We start from the raw sequence: 14,289 nt of genomic DNA, 5'->3' as shown, positions 1-14,289 counted from the left end.
TTGAAGAAAGAACATATCCCCCACCCTGAAGGCCATCTTGTTTGGAGAGCTGTGTGCGGCAACAGTCATTCTGCCCCCCCCATAAGCCGTAGGAGGCGCTCCCTAAAAGCTGCCGTGTGCGGGACGGCTCGGGGGGAAATGGTCGCTGTGCGGGTGCGTCGGCCCCCGCCGAGTGCGCTCTGGTGGTGTCGAGTCGCGAGGGGCTGATGAAGGGTCAGACGCGGACCCATTCCACGGGGCTGTTGCGGCCCACGGACGCCGCGTGGCAGAGCTTCGGAATGTGGGAACCGTCGGTGGAAGCGACTTTCGTCGGCCCGTCGGCGCAGGCCGCTGTGGCGACGACGAGCGCGTCCACGACGTTCTCGTGACCGTCCAGGCCCGCGTCCTCCAGCAGCTTCGCCGCGCGGTCGGCGATGATCTCGGTCGCGGGAATGACGGTGAGCCGGGAACGGAGCCAGCGCAGGTGGTTCGCGGCGTGTCCGGTGCGGCGGACTTCGGCGATGCTGACCGTGGAGATGGCGGCGGCGTACCCCTCGGCTTCGGCGACCTTGAGCATCAGCGTCATCCTGCGGTCCTGGTCGGCCAGGAGGGAAAGCGGCTGCGCGTCAAGGAGGAGGAGGGCGCGGGGGAACGCCGGGGCTACTCGCCGTGCCATGTTCGGCGGGCCTCCTCGATCTCCTCGGGAGCGAAGGGGCCGTGTTCGTCCTCGTACGCCTCGACGATTTCTCTGGTCTTGGTCAGGGCGAGGGCGTGTTCGACGGCGTCGGAGACGAAGCGAGAGAACCCCCGGGCGCCTGTGCGGGCTTCGACCTCGCTGGCAAGTGATCGGGGGATGGTGACGGACTTTTTGACGGTGGTCTCGTCCGGAGGCGCGTACTCGGTAGCCATATCTGAATTATCCCACCAGGAGTAGGACTGCTGTCCAGTCGCGTTCCTGCGGCCATGCGTCACGGGGCACATGCAAAAACCCCCTCGACCGCGTCTCCGCAGATCAAGGGGGCTTCGTAAGAGCGGTAGCGGTGGGATTTGAACCCACGGTGACGGGTTACGCCACACTCGCTTTCGAGGCGAGCTCCTTCGGCCGCTCGGACACGCTACCGAGAGAGAGCTTAGACCATCCCGGGGCGTGGACAGAAATCGGTTCTCGGGAGCGGGGCCTGTAGCCGGGGCCTACCTGGTCAGGGGGGCGGGGCCGTACCGGTCAGAGTGCCCGGAAGAAGGCCGTCAGCTGTTCGGCACACGTGTCCTCCAGTACGCCGCCGATCACCTCCGGGCGGTGGTTGAGGCGGCGGTCGCGGACGACGTCCCAGAGGGAGCCGGCCGCGCCCGCCTTCTCGTCGCGGGCTCCGTAGACGACTCGGGCGACGCGGGACTGGACCAGGGCGCCCGCGCACATCGTGCAGGGCTCCAGGGTGACCACCAGCGTGCAGCCGGTCAGGCGCCATTCTCCGTGGGCCTCGGCCGCCCGGCGCAGGGCCAGGATCTCGGCGTGGGCGGTCGGGTCGCCGGTGGCCTCGCGCTCGTTGTGGGCGGCGGCCAGCTCGGCGCCGTCGGGGCCGAGGACGACGGCGCCGACCGGCACATCGCCGGCCGACGCCGCCTTCCCGGCCTCGGCCAGGGCGCGGCGCATCGGTGCCTGCCAGGGGTCGCGTACGGGGTCGGGCTCGGGTACGGGATCCGGGGCGGGCTCGGGTGAGGGGTCCGGCGGTCGTGCGGTCACCCCGCGGACCCTAACGGACGGGGCAGGACGGACGGGACAGGACGGACGGGACAGGACGGACGGGACAGGTGGTGGAGGGGGGAGGGGAGCTTGCCGGCCCGGCCTAGCGGGCCGACTCCAGGACCTCCGCCGCTCCCACGGCCTCCGCGATCTCGGAGAGTGCGTCGGTCTGCAGGGTGAGCAGCTCCTTCTCGGACAGCCCGAGGTCGGCGAGGATCCCGAGTTCGCCGATCGGTCCCGCCGGCACGGCGTCCGGGTCGGGGCCTTCCTCGTCCGGGTCGACGGCCGCGGGGGCGGGCCGTTCCGGTTCGCCGTCCTCGGTGCCGTCGAGGTCGACGAGCTCCTCCAGGGCGGCGATCTCGTCCTCGGCCCCTGGTTCGCGGCCGAGCACTTCGTCGGTGAGCAGGATCTCCCCGTACGAGGAGCGGGCGGCGGCGGACGCGTCCGAGACGTAGATTCGGGGGTCCTCCTCACCGTCCACCCGGACGACGCCGAACCAGGCGTCCTCCTGCTCGATGTAGACCAGGACCGTGTCCTCGTCCACCGAGACCTCCCGGGCCAGATCTGTCAGATCGGACAGGGTCTCCACATCGTCGAGCTCTGTATCGCTCGCTTCCCACCCGTCTTCGGTGCGCGCGAGCAGTGCGGCGAAGTACACCGTGACTCTCCCACTGGTCATAGGCGAATCGGTCCGGCGGGAGGGCGAACGGTGATCCGTCCGTCCTGCGCCCCGCCCAACCGGCATCGTGGCAGAAACAAGCGCCGTGCGAGACCTCTTCGGCCGTTGCGTCGGCCATCAGTTCCAGGAGTGCCTGGTCGGCCGTCTCCCTGACGAGGCGATCCGCGGGGGGAGTGCGCCGGTGGTACGAGGAGGTTTCACCAACGGAACGTGCGCATCCGCATCTGTTGCCGCATACGGGCCGCACGGGCCCGGCGCGGCTGCACGCGGTCGCGCAGCTGCTTGGCCTCGTGGAGCTCACGGAGGAACTGGGCGCGTCGACGCCGGCGGGCGGCGTCACTCTCCTGCGCGTCGTCGACGTCACTCGCCGCGCCCTCCGCGTCGCGCCCGTCGCGCCGCCCGCGCGAGGCCGGGTCGCGCCGCAGTTCCCCGTCAGCCATCGACACACCACCCCAGTGCTGGGTCCGTATGCCCCCACCTTCCCCCCGAACAGGTGGTTGATGCCAGCGCAGAGTGCCGGGCGGCGCGGTTACTGTTGACACATGCGGATCCACGTCGTCGACCACCCGCTGGTGGCGCACAAACTCACCACGCTGCGCGACAAGCGCACCGACTCCCCGACCTTCCGGCGGCTCGCCGACGAGCTGGTCACCCTTCTCGCCTACGAGGCCACCAGGGATGTGCGCACCGAGCTGGTCGACATCGAGACCCCGGTGACGCCCACGACCGGGGTGAAGCTCTCGCACCCCCGGCCCCTGGTCGTCCCGATCCTGCGGGCCGGTCTGGGCATGCTGGACGGCATGGTGCGGCTGCTGCCGACCGCCGAAGTGGGCTTCCTCGGCATGATCCGCAACGAGGAGACGCTCCAGGCGGAGACGTACGCGACCCGGATGCCCGAGGACCTCTCCGGTCGCCAGGTCTACGTCCTGGACCCGATGCTGGCCACCGGCGGCACCCTCGTCGCGGCCATCCGCGAGCTGATCAAGCGCGGCGCCGACGACGTCACCGCCGTCGTCCTCCTCGCGGCGCCCGAGGGCGTCGAGGTGATGGAGCGCGAGCTGGCCGGGACCCCGGTCACCGTCGTCACCGCCTCCGTGGACGAGCGGCTCAACGAGAACGGCTACATCGTGCCGGGCCTCGGGGACGCGGGCGACCGGATGTACGGCACGGCCGAATAGGTCGCGGCCCCACAGGTCCCGGACGCCGCCGCCGTACAGCTGCGTACGCCGCCGCACGGCCCGCCACGTCGCCGCGTGGGTTCGGACGCGCGAATCGTTCCCCGTTCCATGATTGCGCGCCCCGTGCCGGCACCGTACGGATACGTACGACGCCGGCGCGGGGCGCGCAATCATGTGCGGGTTCAGCAGGAGCGTGCGTGTGCGCGCATGCGGGGTTCAGCAGGAGGAGGACGGGGCCGGGGCCGGCTTCGTCAGGGCCGCCATCGCGGCGGTGGCCTCCCGCGGGGTGCTGAACGCCTTGAACTTCGTCCCGAGGATCAGGTCGACCTCGCCCGTCCTGCGGGTGTCGGTCTTCTGCACCGTGCCCGCCAGCTGGGTGCCGAGTACCGTGAAGCTGCCGTTCGTCGCGGTCGGTGCGCCGACGAGCACGCCCGTGCCGGGCACCTTCTTGTCGTACGCCTTCGTCGCGTTTCCCACCTCGCCGATGGCGAAACCGCGTTTCTTGAGCTCCTCGGCGGCGGACTTGGCGAGCCCGCTGCGTGTCGTCGCGTTGTAGACGTTGACCTTGATGGCGGCTGGTTTCGGCAGCGCCTTGGCGGGGGCCGCCGACGGCTTCGGGGTGGGGCAGTCCCGCTTGTGGTCGGCCGCGCTGGCGCTCTTGTCGCCGCCGGTGAAGACGTCGATGAGCTGCAGCGTGCCCCAGCCGGCGAGGCTGAGGGCGACGACGGCTCCGATGCTCGCGAGGACCAGCCTGCGGCGGTGCCGGGGGCGGCGCATACGGGGATAGGCGTCGCCCGTGATGCGGTACTTTCCGCCCATGCCGGGGGGAGTGAGCATGCTCATGGGGGAAGCGTAATGCGACCCTGTGTCCATGCGTACAAGATGATCAACGTATGGCACCCGGATGAGCGTGAATACACCCGAAAGGCCCGAATTTGCCCTCGGTGAGGTGTGGAACCCGGGTGGGGTGTGCGGGTCCCCTCGCGGAGATGCGCGCGGATAGCCGGGGGCGGCGTCAGCCCAGGTCGAGGACGCGTGCGTGCAGCACCTGGCGCTGCTGGAGCGCGGCCCGGACCGCCCGGTGCAGGCCGTCCTCGAGGTAGAGGTCGCCCTGCCACTTCACGACGTGGGCGAACAGGTCGCCGTAGAACGTGGAGTCCTCGGCGAGGAGGGTCTCCAGGTCCAGCTGGCCCTTGGTGGTCACGAGCTGGTCCAGGCGAACCGGACGCGGCGCGACATCCGCCCACTGTCGGGTGCTTTCCCGGCCGTGGTCGGGGTATGGCTTCCCATTTCCGATGCGCTTGAAGATCACACGGAAAGCCTACCGGGCAAGGGCCGTCGAGCGCAGCCAGGGAAGCTCACCGCGATGCCGGTGCAAAGGGTGTATAGCGCCGTATTGGGCTGGATAACCGGGCAGGTGGCGCGGGAGCCGCGGGAGGTCGTCGGGGCGTGGGGGGGCGCGGTAGGGGCCCGGTGCGGGATCCGTGGGGATTCCGCACCGGGCCCACTGGTGGTCCGTCGCGCCGACTCGCGTTCCGCCGCCTGCGAGACGGCTCGCGGGACTGCTTGGGGGATGGCTCGCGGGACTGCTCGCAGGGCTGCTTACGGGACTGCTTACGGGGCTGTTTGCAGGATGGCGTCTGGGACGGCTTGTGGGGCGGGCCCGTTTCGGGCTGCCGCTCCTACTCCGCGACCCTGCCGTGCCCCTCGCGCAGGCCGCCGCCGCTGCCACCGCTGCCGGGCGTACCCGTGCCGGTGTCGGGGGTGACCGGGCGGGTCAGGGAGCGCAGGTCGTGGGCGTACGTTCCGACCGCGTTGGCGATCACGTCGATGTTGGTGTCGAAGTGGCCCATGTCGATGTTGTCCAGGTCGTCGCAGGCCGCGTGGTAGCAGGGGTCGTACGCGATGCCCGCCTCGCCGCCGAACACCTCGGCCTGGGCCGCCGTCTTGATGCCCTCCGCCCCGGTGTCCGTACCGCCGGACGGGATGCCGACCTCGATGAACGGCCCGTAGTCCGAGCGGCCGGTGAAGTCCGTGCCCTCGTGCGGCTTGCCCTTGCCGTCGAGGAACTCGTTGATGTCACGCTCCAGTTGGGCCGAGCCCTCCGGGCCCGCGCCCTCGCCGACCTCGTCGGAGTTGTCGCCGTCGAAGACGAACTGGACGCCGTTCGGCGAGGCGATCATGTCGAAGTTCAGATAGAGCGCGATCTGCTCGCGCTGCTTCTCGGAGAGCGCCGCGACGTACTTCTCCGAGCCGATCAGGCCGTTCTCCTCGGCCGACCACCAGGCGAACCGCACCTTGTTGGCGGGCTTGGTCTTCGACTTCGCCAGTTCCAGGGCGACTTCGAGCAGGCCGGCGGAGCCGGAGCCGTTGTCGTTGATGCCGGGTCCCTCGGTCACCGAGTCGAGGTGGGCTCCGAGCATCACCGTCCGGGCCGTGCTGCCGCCGGGCGTCTCGGCGATGACGTTGCGGGTGGGGCGGTCCTGCTGGAGCTCGCGGATCTCGAAGGAGACCGTGACCTCGCCGCCCGCGAGGTCGGCGGCCAGCTTCTCGCCCTCCGCCTGGGTGAGGCCCCCGGTCGGGATCCTGCCCGCCGCGACCTCGCCGAGCGTGCCGGACAGGGCGCCCTCGACGTTGTTGTAGATGACCGCCCCGGCCGCGCCCGCGTCGGCGGCGGCCGCCTGCTTCGCGGCGAAGGAGCAGCCTCCGCGCTTGATCAAAGCGATCTTGCCGGTGAAGGTCGTGGACGCGTAGTCGGTGGCCTCGCAGCCCGTCGTCCCGTCGACGGGCACCGCGACGAGCGCCGCCGTCAGGCCGCCCACCTCGGTCGACGGGGTGTACGTCATGGCCTTGATCGTGACGTCGCGGGGCGTCGGCGTCACCACGGCGAGCTTCTCGGCCAGCGTCTCCGTGTAGGTGAAGCGGAAGTTCTCGTACGAGACCTTGTACCCGGCCCGCTGGAGCTGGCGGTAGACGTACGCCGCCGAGGCGTCGTGGCCCAGCGAGCCGGCGGCGCGGTGACCGTCGGTCGAGTCGGCTATCGCCTGGAACTGCTGGAGGTGGCGGTAGGCGTCGCGTGCGGACGCCTTCCGCACCAACTCCTTCGACAACTTGGCCGCTTCCTTACCGGGGTCGTGCGGCGCGGGGCGTCCGGGGTGCGGGGACGCGGCCAGGAGGAGCGGTGTGGCCAGGGCGGTGGCGGCCACGACAGCGATGGCTCTGCGACGTGTTGCGTGCACAGGAGTCCTTCCGGTCTGAACGGCTGGTGCTCTGAGCGGCTCAGTACCTGAACCGCCGGTGCTTCGAGCGGCTCAGTACCTGAACGGCTGAACAAATGTGCTGCGAAAGCTAGCGAGTGGGGTGACGCCTGTGAACACATGTGGCCGGATTCGATCGTTGAGAGGGGGGTGTCGGCCTGATCCGGCGCTCGACCACGCCACTTCTCCGTCGAGCGTCGGATCAGCCGACTACTTGCCCGACTTCTCGGGCGGTGAGCCGCCCGCCTTCTCCTTCGGTGAGCCGCCCGACTTCCTGGGCGAGGGCCCGCTCGGCTTCTTCGCTGGTCCGGCCGCCTTCTTCGCCGCTTTGGCCGCCGCCTTGGCCTCCTGCTTGTACGCGCGCACCTCGACGAGCGACTCCGGGCCCGTGATGTCGGCGACCGAGCGGTGCGATCCGGCCTCTCCGTACGGGCCCGCCGCCTCCCGCCACCCCGCCGGCCGTACGCCGAACTGCTTGCCGAGCAGCGCCAGGAAGATCCGGGCCTTCTGTTCGCCGAAGCCGGGCAGTGCGGTGAGGCGTTTCAGCAATTCGTCGCCGGTCGCCGCGTCCCGCCACACCGCGCCGGCGTCGCCGTCGTACTCCGCCACCAGGTAGCGGCACAACTGCTGCACCCGCTGGGCCATGGAGCCGGGGTAGCGGTGCAGAGCCGGCTTGGTGGTGAACAGTTCGGTGAAGGCGTCCGGGTCGTAGGCGGCGATCCGCCCCGCGTCCAGGTCGTCGGAGCCCATGCGTTCCGCGAGGGTATACGGGCCCGTGAACGCCCACTCCATCGGCACCTGTTGGTCCAGCAGCATGCCGACCAGAGCGGCCAGCGGGCTGCGGCCGAGAAGCTCGTCGGCCTCCGCGTTCTGCGCGATCCGCAGGGTGATGTCCTTGCCGCTGTCGCTCGTGGTCATGCTGCCGATCATCGCGAGCACGGCGGACGACGGCGACCGGTACTGAGCCGATGGCCTCTCCCTGTCGGCCGAAGGGAGTAGGGAGGCCGCGACGGCCATGGTGTGCGCGTCCGTCCGTGTCGCCGCGCTGCCCGATGAGGCAGCGCCGGATGCCCCGGCCGGGCCCGCCGGTTCCGGCCCGCCCGCGTCGGGGAGGCCACCCGCACCGGGGGCGGTGCCGCCTGCTCCCCCGCCCACCGGGCCGCCCGCGTCTCCCTTGGTCACGCCGCCCGCGCCCGCCCCGTGCCGTCCCACGTGCCGTCCCCCGCGCCCATGCCCGTAACTGCCCCGCTGCCCCCGGCCCCGACGACGCACCCCGGCCCCGACGACGCCCCCCGGACCGCCGGTGCCCCCGCGGGCAGCGGCCCCCGGCGTCCGGGCGAAGCGCCGCCCGGTCCGGCTTCCGGGCCCGACGCGTGGCCGGACGGCGGGCCGGGGCCCGCCACCGGGCCGCCCCGCCCGGGACCTGCCGGCACGCCTCGGGCTCCTACGGGTCCAGCCGGTCCGCGCGCATGCGCAGATAGCGGGCCTCGGGTTCGCTGAGCGTGCCGTCGGCTGCCGCGCGGTAGGCGGCACGGGCGGCCGCCGGCTCCCCGGCCCGTTCCAGGAGATGCCCGCGTACGGCGTCGAGACGGAAGTGCGGCTCCACCGCCCCCGTCAGGGCGTCGATGGCCGCCAGCCCCGCCCGGGGCCCGTCCACCATCGCCACGGCGACCGCCCGGCCCAACGCGGCGGCGGGGTCGGGGGTGCGCCGCACGAGGACGTCGTAGAGGGCGAGGATCTGCGGCCAGTCGGTGTCCTCCGCGCGCTCCGCCTCGTCGTGGAGGGCGGCGACGGCGGCCTGGAGCTGATAGTCCCCCGCCGGGCCCTGGGCGAGCGCCTCCTCGGCCAGGGCGGTGCCTTCCGCGATGGCCGTACGGTCCCAGAGCGCCCGGTCCTGTTCGTCGAGGGGGACCAGCTCGCCGTCCGGCCCGGTGCGCGCCGGCGTGCGCGCCTCCGTGAGGACCATCAGCGCCAGCAACCCGGTCACGCGCCCCTCGTGGGGCAGCAGCCGGCGTACGGCGCGGGTCAGCCGGATCGCCTCGCGCGCCAGGTCCGTGCGGGTGAGGTCGGGGCCCGCGGTGGCGGTGTAACCCTCGTTGAAGATCAGGTAGAGCACCTGGAGCGCGGCGCCGAGCCGCTGGTCGAGGTCCTGGGCGTCCGGCCGCCGGAACCGCGTACCGCGCAGCGTCCGCTTGGCCCGGCTGATCCGCTGCGCCATCGTCGCCTCCGGCACCAGATGGGCGCGGGCGATCTCCGCCGTGGTGAGACCGCCGACCGCGCGGAGGGTGAGCGCGATCTGGGCGGCAGGGGAGAGCGCGGGGTGGCAGCAGAGGAAGAGCAGGGTGAGCGTGTCGTCCTCGGAGGGGGACCGGTCCAGGCCGGAGGGGCCTTCCCCGGGCGGCGGCGCGACGAACGCGTCCGCCGGGGCGAGGGCCGCCGCCGTCTCCTCCCTCCGGCGACGGGCCTCGTCGCTGCGGAGCCGGTCGGTGAGGCGGCGGGAGGCGACCCGGATCAACCAGCCGCGCGGGTTGTCGGGGACCCCGTCCCGCGGCCACTGCTCGGCGGCCGCGAGCAGGGCCTCCTGGACGGAGTCCTCGGCCGGGTCGAAGTGCCCGTACCGGCGCACGAGCGCGCCGAGGACCTGCGGCGCGTGGCGGCGCAGCAGGTCCTCGACGATGTCGTCGGCCGTACGTTCCATCCGCGTCCTCGGGTGGTGCGTCAGTCGTCGGTCCCGCCGTCGACGGGCCGGATGAGCACCGGGTAGTCGGGCGCCCCGGCCGGCTGCGGACAGCGTGCCACGCGGGCCGCGATCTCGGTCACCCTTTCCAGGCTCTCGCAGTCGAGCACCCAGAACCCGGCGAGCAGCTCCTTCGTCTCGCTGTACGGCCCGTCCGAGACCACCGGACGGCCCTCGGCGTCGACGCCGACGGCCCGGCCCGAAGCGGGCTCCCGCAGCCCGTAGCCGGTGACCAGCTCGCCCGACTCGGCGAGGTCGTCGGTGATGCTGCCCATGTAGGCGAACATCTCCTGCATGGCCTTCTCGTCCCAGGCCGGGCTGTCCGCGGTGCCCTTGCCGGTCTGCGCGTCGTAGTCCGCCTGGCTGCCCTGGACCATCACCAGATACTTCATGACCGTCGCCTCCTGGTCGCTCGTTCGCTCGGTGGTGTTTTTCCTCTTGCACAGGGGACGTCGGGGCCGGTGCGGGGTTCTCGACACCACGCGCGAAGTCTCTTCCGGATTCACCCGCCGGAAGGGGCGGAAGGCGAGGGTCAGTAGAGTTTTGGCAGCGTTGCCCCGCGCCTTACGCTCCGTCTCCTCCGTCCCCTCCTCCACCTCTGCCTCCTCCCGCCGCGCCGAACGAGGTCCCGACCGTGTCTGCCGCCCCTCCCCCCGCCGCTCCCCCGCACCCCGTCTCCGTCGTGGGGATCGGCGCGGACGGCTGGCCCGGCCTGTCCGGTACGGCCCGCGAGACCTTGCGGGAGGCGGAGGTGCTGATCGGTGGGGCGCGCCAGCTGGACCTGCTCCCGCCGGAGTGCCCCGGCGCCCGGGTGGCCTGGCCGTCCCCGCTGCGACCGGCCGTCCCCCGGCTGCTGGCCGAGCACAGGGAGCGCCGGATCGCGGTGCTGGCGAGCGGGGACCCGATGTTCTACGGGGTGGGGCGCGCGCTGGCGGAGGAGCTGGGCCCGGAGGGGCTGCGTGTCCTGCCGCACCCGTCCTCCGTCTCGTACGCCTGCGCGCGCCTCGGCTGGCCGCTGGAGGACACGGAGGTCGTGACGCTGGTGGGCCGTCCGGCGGCACGTCTCGCGGCGTCGCTGTACGAGGGCCGGCGCCTGCTGGTCCTGAGTGCGGACGCGAGCACCCCCACGACGGTCGCCGCCCTCCTCACGGAGCGCGGCTTCGGCCCGAGCGGGCTGCGGGTGCTGGAGCAACTGGGCGCCGAGGGCGAGGGGTGCGTGGACGGCCTCGCGGAGACGTGGGAGCACCCCCCGGGGGACCGGCTGAACGTCGTCGCGATCGACTGCCGGGCGTCGGCGGGAGCCCTGCGGCTGGGCACGGTCCCCGGGCTGCCGGACGAGGCGTACGAGCACGACGGCCAGCTCACCAAGCGCCACATCCGGGCCGCCACGCTCGGGTCCCTGGCGCCCGCGCCCGGAGAGCTGCTCTGGGACGTGGGCGGCGGCTCCGGCTCGATCGCGATCGAGTGGCTGCGGGCGCATCCGTCCTGCCGGGCGGTGAGCGTGGAGCGGGACCCGGTACGGGCGGAGCGGATCACCCGTAACGCGGAACGCCTGGGAGTCCCCGCGCTGAAGGTCGTCACGGGCCCGGCCCCGGCGGCCCTGGCCGGACGGGAAGCGCCGGACGCGGTGTTCATCGGCGGCGGGCTGACCGCGCCGGGCCTGCTCGACGCGTGCTGGGAGGCGTTGCGGCCGGGTGGCCGGCTGGTCGCGAACACGGTGACGCTGGAGTCGGAGGCGCTGCTGGCCGAGCGGCACAAGGCGCACGGCGGCGAGCTGGTGCGCCTCGCGGTGGCCCACGCCGTGCCGGTCGGCGGCTTCACCGGCTGGCGCCAGGCCATGCCCGTAACGCAGTGGTCGGTCATCAAGCCCTCGGGTTCCGGGGCACGTTCGCACAAGGGAGATCGATCATGACGGTGCACTTCATCGGCGCGGGCCCGGGCGCGGCCGACCTGATCACGGTGCGCGGCGCCCGGATCCTCGCCGCCAGCCCGGTCTGCCTGTACGCGGGCAGCCTGGTCCCGGTGGAACTGCTGGCCGAGTGCCCGAAGGACGCCCGCCTGATCGACACGGCGAACCTGGACATCGAGCAGATCACCGCCGAGCTGGTCCGGGCCCACGCGGACGGCCACGACGTGGCGAGGCTGCACTCGGGCGACCCGTCGGTGTTCAGCGCGGTGAACGAACAGATGAAGCGCCTGGACGAGGCCGGGGTCCCGTACGAAGTGGTCCCCGGCGTCCCCGCGTTCGCCGCGGCCGCCGCGGCGCTGAAGCGCGAGCTGACGGTCCCGACGGTCGGCCAGACGGTGATCCTGACCCGCATCGCGCAGCGCGCCACGGCCATGCCGGAGGGCGAGGACCTGGCCACGCTGGGCCGCAGCGGCGCCCTGATCGTCCTGCACCTGGCGGCGCGGTACGTGGACCGGGTGGTCGACGAACTGCTCCCGCACTACGGGGCGGACTGCCCGTCGGCGGTGGTGGCGATGGCGTCCCGCCCGGACGAGATCATCCTGCGGGGCCCGCTGGACTCGATCGCCGAGCAGGTGAAGGCGGCGGGGGTGATCCGGACGGCGGTCATCATGGTGGGCCGGACCCTGGGCGCGGAGCAGTTCCGGGACAGCCACCTGTACGCGGTGGGGCGGGACCGGGGGGAGTGCTGACACGGGGAACGGGGGGGCGAGCGGGAACGTGCCTGGAGCGCCCGGCTGCGTTCCGTCCCGGCGCCCGAGACCCCGCGCGGCCTCGGTGACGTGGTGCGCGACATGCTCGCGGCCGTGCCGACGGCCGTCGCCGCCCTGCCGGGCGCCGGTGCGACCAACGGCGGCTGCGGGGCTGGGCGTCGGCCGTCGCCGAACTGGCCGACGGGCCCGGCAACCGGATGCTGCACCGGGACCTGCACTACGACAACGTGCTCGCCGCCGAGCGCGAGCCGTGGCCGGCCATCGATCCCGAGTCCCTCGTCGGCGACCCGGGGCTCGACCTGGGGTCGGCGCTGGACACCGGCTGTAAGAGACCTGTAGGGGCTTCGATGTCGGCCAAAGGTTCCCTGACCGCCTCCGGGCGGTGGAGGGACCGCAAGCCGACGAGACGCGGGCGTGCCCGTGCCCGGCGGCGAACACGTCGCTGCCGGGCACGGGTAGGGGGCCAAGCCCCTGACAGACGCCTCGCGCGTCAGCCCTTGATCTCGATCTCGCCGTTCTTCGAGGCCGACGCGTCCGTCTCCGGGGCGTCCGAGCTCGCGGGGGCGGGCACCGTGTGCACGCGGCCCTTCAGGTTCTGGAGGAGGGACGCCATGTCCACGCCCGTCGTCGAGGTGAGCAGTTCCATGCCCTGCGCGACGTTGTCGGTGACCGTGCGGGCGAGCTGGCTCGCGCCGTCCGTGGAGATGACCGTCATCTTGTCGATGGCGCTCAGCGGCTCGGAGGCCTTCGCCACCACGCTCGGGAGGACCTCGACCAGCATCTGGAGGACAGCCGCGTCGCCGTACCGCGCGAACGCGTCGGCCTTCTTCCGCATGGCCTCCGCCTCGGCCGCACCCCTGGCGGCGATCGCCGCGGCGTCCGCCTCACCCTCGATGCGCACCGCGTCGGCCAGCGCGGAGCGGTGCAGCTTCTCGCCCTGACCGGTCAGGCGCGAGCGCTCCGCGTCGGCCTCGGCCTCCTTGACCTGGGCGATGCGGCGGGCCTCCGCCTCCTGCTCGGCCTGGTAACGGGCGGCGTCGGCGGGCTTGCGGACCTTGGTGTCCAGCTCGCGGTCGGTCAGCGCGGCCTGGCGCTCGGCGACCTTCTCCTGCTCCTGGAGCACTTCCTGCTGGCGGGCCGCCTCGGCGAGCGGACCGGCGGCGTTGGCCTTGGCGGCCGCGGCTTCGGTCTCGGCCTTGATCTCGGCCTGCTTCAGGTAGTACGTCCGCTCGGCGATGGCGATCTCCTCGGCCGCCTTCAGCCGGGCCTGCTCCGAGGCCCGCTTCGCGATGGCCTCGGCGATGTCCGCCTCCTGCTTGGCGCGGGCGGCCTCCGGGCGGCCGAGGTCCTCCAGGTAGGAGCCCTCGGTGGTGATGTCCTGGATCTGGAAGGCGTCCAGGATCAGGCCCTGGCCGGAGAGGCTGGCCTCGGCCTCCTCCGCGACCTGACCGGCGAACGCGGCCCGGTCCCGGATGATGTCCTCGACCGACATGCGGCCGACGATCGCGCGGAGCGCGCCGGAGAGCACTTCCTGGGTGAAGCCGACGATGCCGTCCTGCTGCTGGAGGAAGCGCTGGGCCGCGGCGCGGATCGCGTCCTCGCTGCCGCCGACCTTGACGATCGCGACGCCTTCGAGGTTCGACTTGACGCCGCGCAGCGTCACCGCGCCGCGCACGGCGATCGGGATGTGCCGGCTGGACAGGTCGAGGGTGAACTTCTGCTGGACGAACGGCACGACGAAGACGCCGCCGCCCACGACGACCTTCTGGCCGCTGTTGTCGATGCTGGTCTGTCCGGTGACCGGATCCGTCGACTTCTTGCCGCGGCGGCCGGTGATGATGAACGCCTCGCTGGGCCCGGCCACCTTGTAGCGCGTGATGACGACGAGGCCGAGCAGAACGAGGAGTACGACGATGCCGATGACGGCGATGACTACTGGACTCATGTGATGTGTCCCCCCTGCCTCCCGTGGGGGACGGCAGATTGTTGTGGAGCGTGGCGGTGCTGTGGAGTTGACCGGCGCGGTGTGCCGCGTGACG

The 14,289-nt window shown here is 72.4% G+C and carries 15 protein-coding genes, 1 tRNA gene and 1 pseudogene; 4 read left to right on the top strand and 13 right to left on the bottom strand.

Annotated elements, in window-relative coordinates; genetic code table 11:
- Positions 1 to 214: 214 nt before the first annotated feature.
- The 6 genes from AC3CH1_RS13185 to AC3CH1_RS13160 form a co-directional block, all read right to left on the bottom strand.
- The gene (locus AC3CH1_RS13185) at positions 215 to 655 is read right to left on the bottom strand and encodes a hypothetical protein (protein WP_488463071.1); all 441 of its coding nucleotides are present in this window, start codon (positions 653 to 655) and stop codon (positions 215 to 217) included.
- Positions 640 to 888: a hypothetical protein gene (locus AC3CH1_RS13180; protein WP_488463070.1), complete on the bottom strand. Its 249-nt coding sequence runs from the start codon at positions 886 to 888 to the stop codon at positions 640 to 642. The genes AC3CH1_RS13185 and AC3CH1_RS13180 overlap by 16 nt, the downstream gene beginning before the upstream one ends.
- A 123-nt stretch (positions 889 to 1,011) precedes the next feature.
- Positions 1,012 to 1,099: transfer RNA gene (locus AC3CH1_RS13175), tRNA-Ser, on the bottom strand.
- A 102-nt stretch (positions 1,100 to 1,201) separates the two neighbouring features.
- Entirely contained in the window at positions 1,202 to 1,630 is a 429-nt protein-coding gene (gene tadA, locus AC3CH1_RS13170; RefSeq protein ID WP_488463493.1) for a tRNA adenosine(34) deaminase TadA, read from the bottom strand.
- A gap of 193 nt (positions 1,631 to 1,823) precedes the next feature.
- Entirely contained in the window at positions 1,824 to 2,378 is a 555-nt protein-coding gene (locus tag AC3CH1_RS13165) for a tRNA adenosine deaminase-associated protein (protein WP_488463492.1), read from the bottom strand.
- 218 nt (positions 2,379 to 2,596) lie between these two features.
- Positions 2,597 to 2,839, bottom strand: a complete 243-nt coding sequence (locus AC3CH1_RS13160; protein WP_488463069.1) for a hypothetical protein — start codon at positions 2,837 to 2,839, stop codon at positions 2,597 to 2,599.
- A 102-nt stretch (positions 2,840 to 2,941) separates the two neighbouring features.
- Here AC3CH1_RS13160 and upp point away from each other — a divergent pair, with 102 nt between their 5' ends.
- Complete coding sequence (upp, locus tag AC3CH1_RS13155) at positions 2,942 to 3,577, top strand: uracil phosphoribosyltransferase (RefSeq protein WP_215109612.1); 636 nt, start codon at positions 2,942 to 2,944, stop codon at positions 3,575 to 3,577.
- 216 nt (positions 3,578 to 3,793) lie between these two features.
- Here upp and AC3CH1_RS13150 read toward each other — a convergent pair whose 3' ends face one another.
- The 6 genes from AC3CH1_RS13150 to AC3CH1_RS13125 all read right to left on the bottom strand — a co-directional run bounded on the left by AC3CH1_RS13150 (position 3,794) and on the right by AC3CH1_RS13125 (position 9,963).
- The gene (locus AC3CH1_RS13150) at positions 3,794 to 4,396 is read right to left on the bottom strand and encodes a LytR C-terminal domain-containing protein (RefSeq protein WP_488463491.1); all 603 of its coding nucleotides are present in this window, start codon (positions 4,394 to 4,396) and stop codon (positions 3,794 to 3,796) included.
- Positions 4,397 to 4,592: 196 nt separating this feature from the next.
- Positions 4,593 to 4,889: a type II toxin-antitoxin system VapB family antitoxin gene (locus AC3CH1_RS13145; RefSeq protein ID WP_003967677.1), complete on the bottom strand. Its 297-nt coding sequence runs from the start codon at positions 4,887 to 4,889 to the stop codon at positions 4,593 to 4,595.
- Between the two features lie 370 nt (positions 4,890 to 5,259).
- The gene (locus tag AC3CH1_RS13140; RefSeq protein WP_488463068.1) at positions 5,260 to 6,816 is read right to left on the bottom strand and encodes a M28 family metallopeptidase; all 1,557 of its coding nucleotides are present in this window, start codon (positions 6,814 to 6,816) and stop codon (positions 5,260 to 5,262) included.
- Positions 6,817 to 7,044: 228 nt separating this feature from the next.
- Positions 7,045 to 7,752 carry an HhH-GPD-type base excision DNA repair protein gene (locus AC3CH1_RS13135; protein ID WP_488463067.1) on the bottom strand — a complete coding sequence of 236 codons (708 nt, stop codon included), beginning with the start codon at positions 7,750 to 7,752 and terminating at the stop codon, positions 7,045 to 7,047.
- A gap of 526 nt (positions 7,753 to 8,278) precedes the next feature.
- Positions 8,279 to 9,532, bottom strand: a complete 1,254-nt coding sequence (locus tag AC3CH1_RS13130) for an RNA polymerase sigma factor (RefSeq protein WP_488463066.1) — start codon at positions 9,530 to 9,532, stop codon at positions 8,279 to 8,281.
- Between the two features lie 20 nt (positions 9,533 to 9,552).
- On the bottom strand, positions 9,553 to 9,963 hold the full coding sequence (locus AC3CH1_RS13125; RefSeq protein ID WP_488463065.1) for a YciI family protein: 411 nt from the start codon (positions 9,961 to 9,963) through the stop codon (positions 9,553 to 9,555).
- Positions 9,964 to 10,205: 242 nt separating this feature from the next.
- Between AC3CH1_RS13125 and cbiE the strand changes: the two genes are divergently transcribed.
- From cbiE to AC3CH1_RS13110, 3 genes and pseudogenes are all read left to right on the top strand, one after another.
- On the top strand, positions 10,206 to 11,483 hold the full coding sequence (gene cbiE / locus AC3CH1_RS13120; RefSeq protein ID WP_488463064.1) for a precorrin-6y C5,15-methyltransferase (decarboxylating) subunit CbiE: 1,278 nt from the start codon (positions 10,206 to 10,208) through the stop codon (positions 11,481 to 11,483).
- Positions 11,480 to 12,229, top strand: a complete 750-nt coding sequence (cobM, locus tag AC3CH1_RS13115) for a precorrin-4 C(11)-methyltransferase (protein WP_488463063.1) — start codon at positions 11,480 to 11,482, stop codon at positions 12,227 to 12,229. Before cbiE ends, cobM begins: the two co-directional genes overlap by 4 nt.
- Positions 12,230 to 12,268: 39 nt before the next feature.
- Positions 12,269 to 12,570: pseudogene (locus AC3CH1_RS13110) on the top strand (aminoglycoside phosphotransferase family protein); the annotation flags it as partial.
- Positions 12,571 to 12,740: 170 nt separating this feature from the next.
- On the opposite strand, the gene AC3CH1_RS13105 reads toward AC3CH1_RS13110, so the two are convergent.
- A complete protein-coding gene (locus AC3CH1_RS13105; RefSeq protein WP_488463062.1) occupies positions 12,741 to 14,195 on the bottom strand; it encodes a flotillin family protein in 1,455 nt (484 codons plus the stop codon).
- Positions 14,196 to 14,289 lie beyond the last annotated feature (94 nt).

It is taken from the genome of Streptomyces sp. MGP-P1, assembly GCF_057766565.1.
Note: the sequence above shows the minus strand (reverse complement) of the source record. Positions and strands in the feature narration are given on the sequence as shown.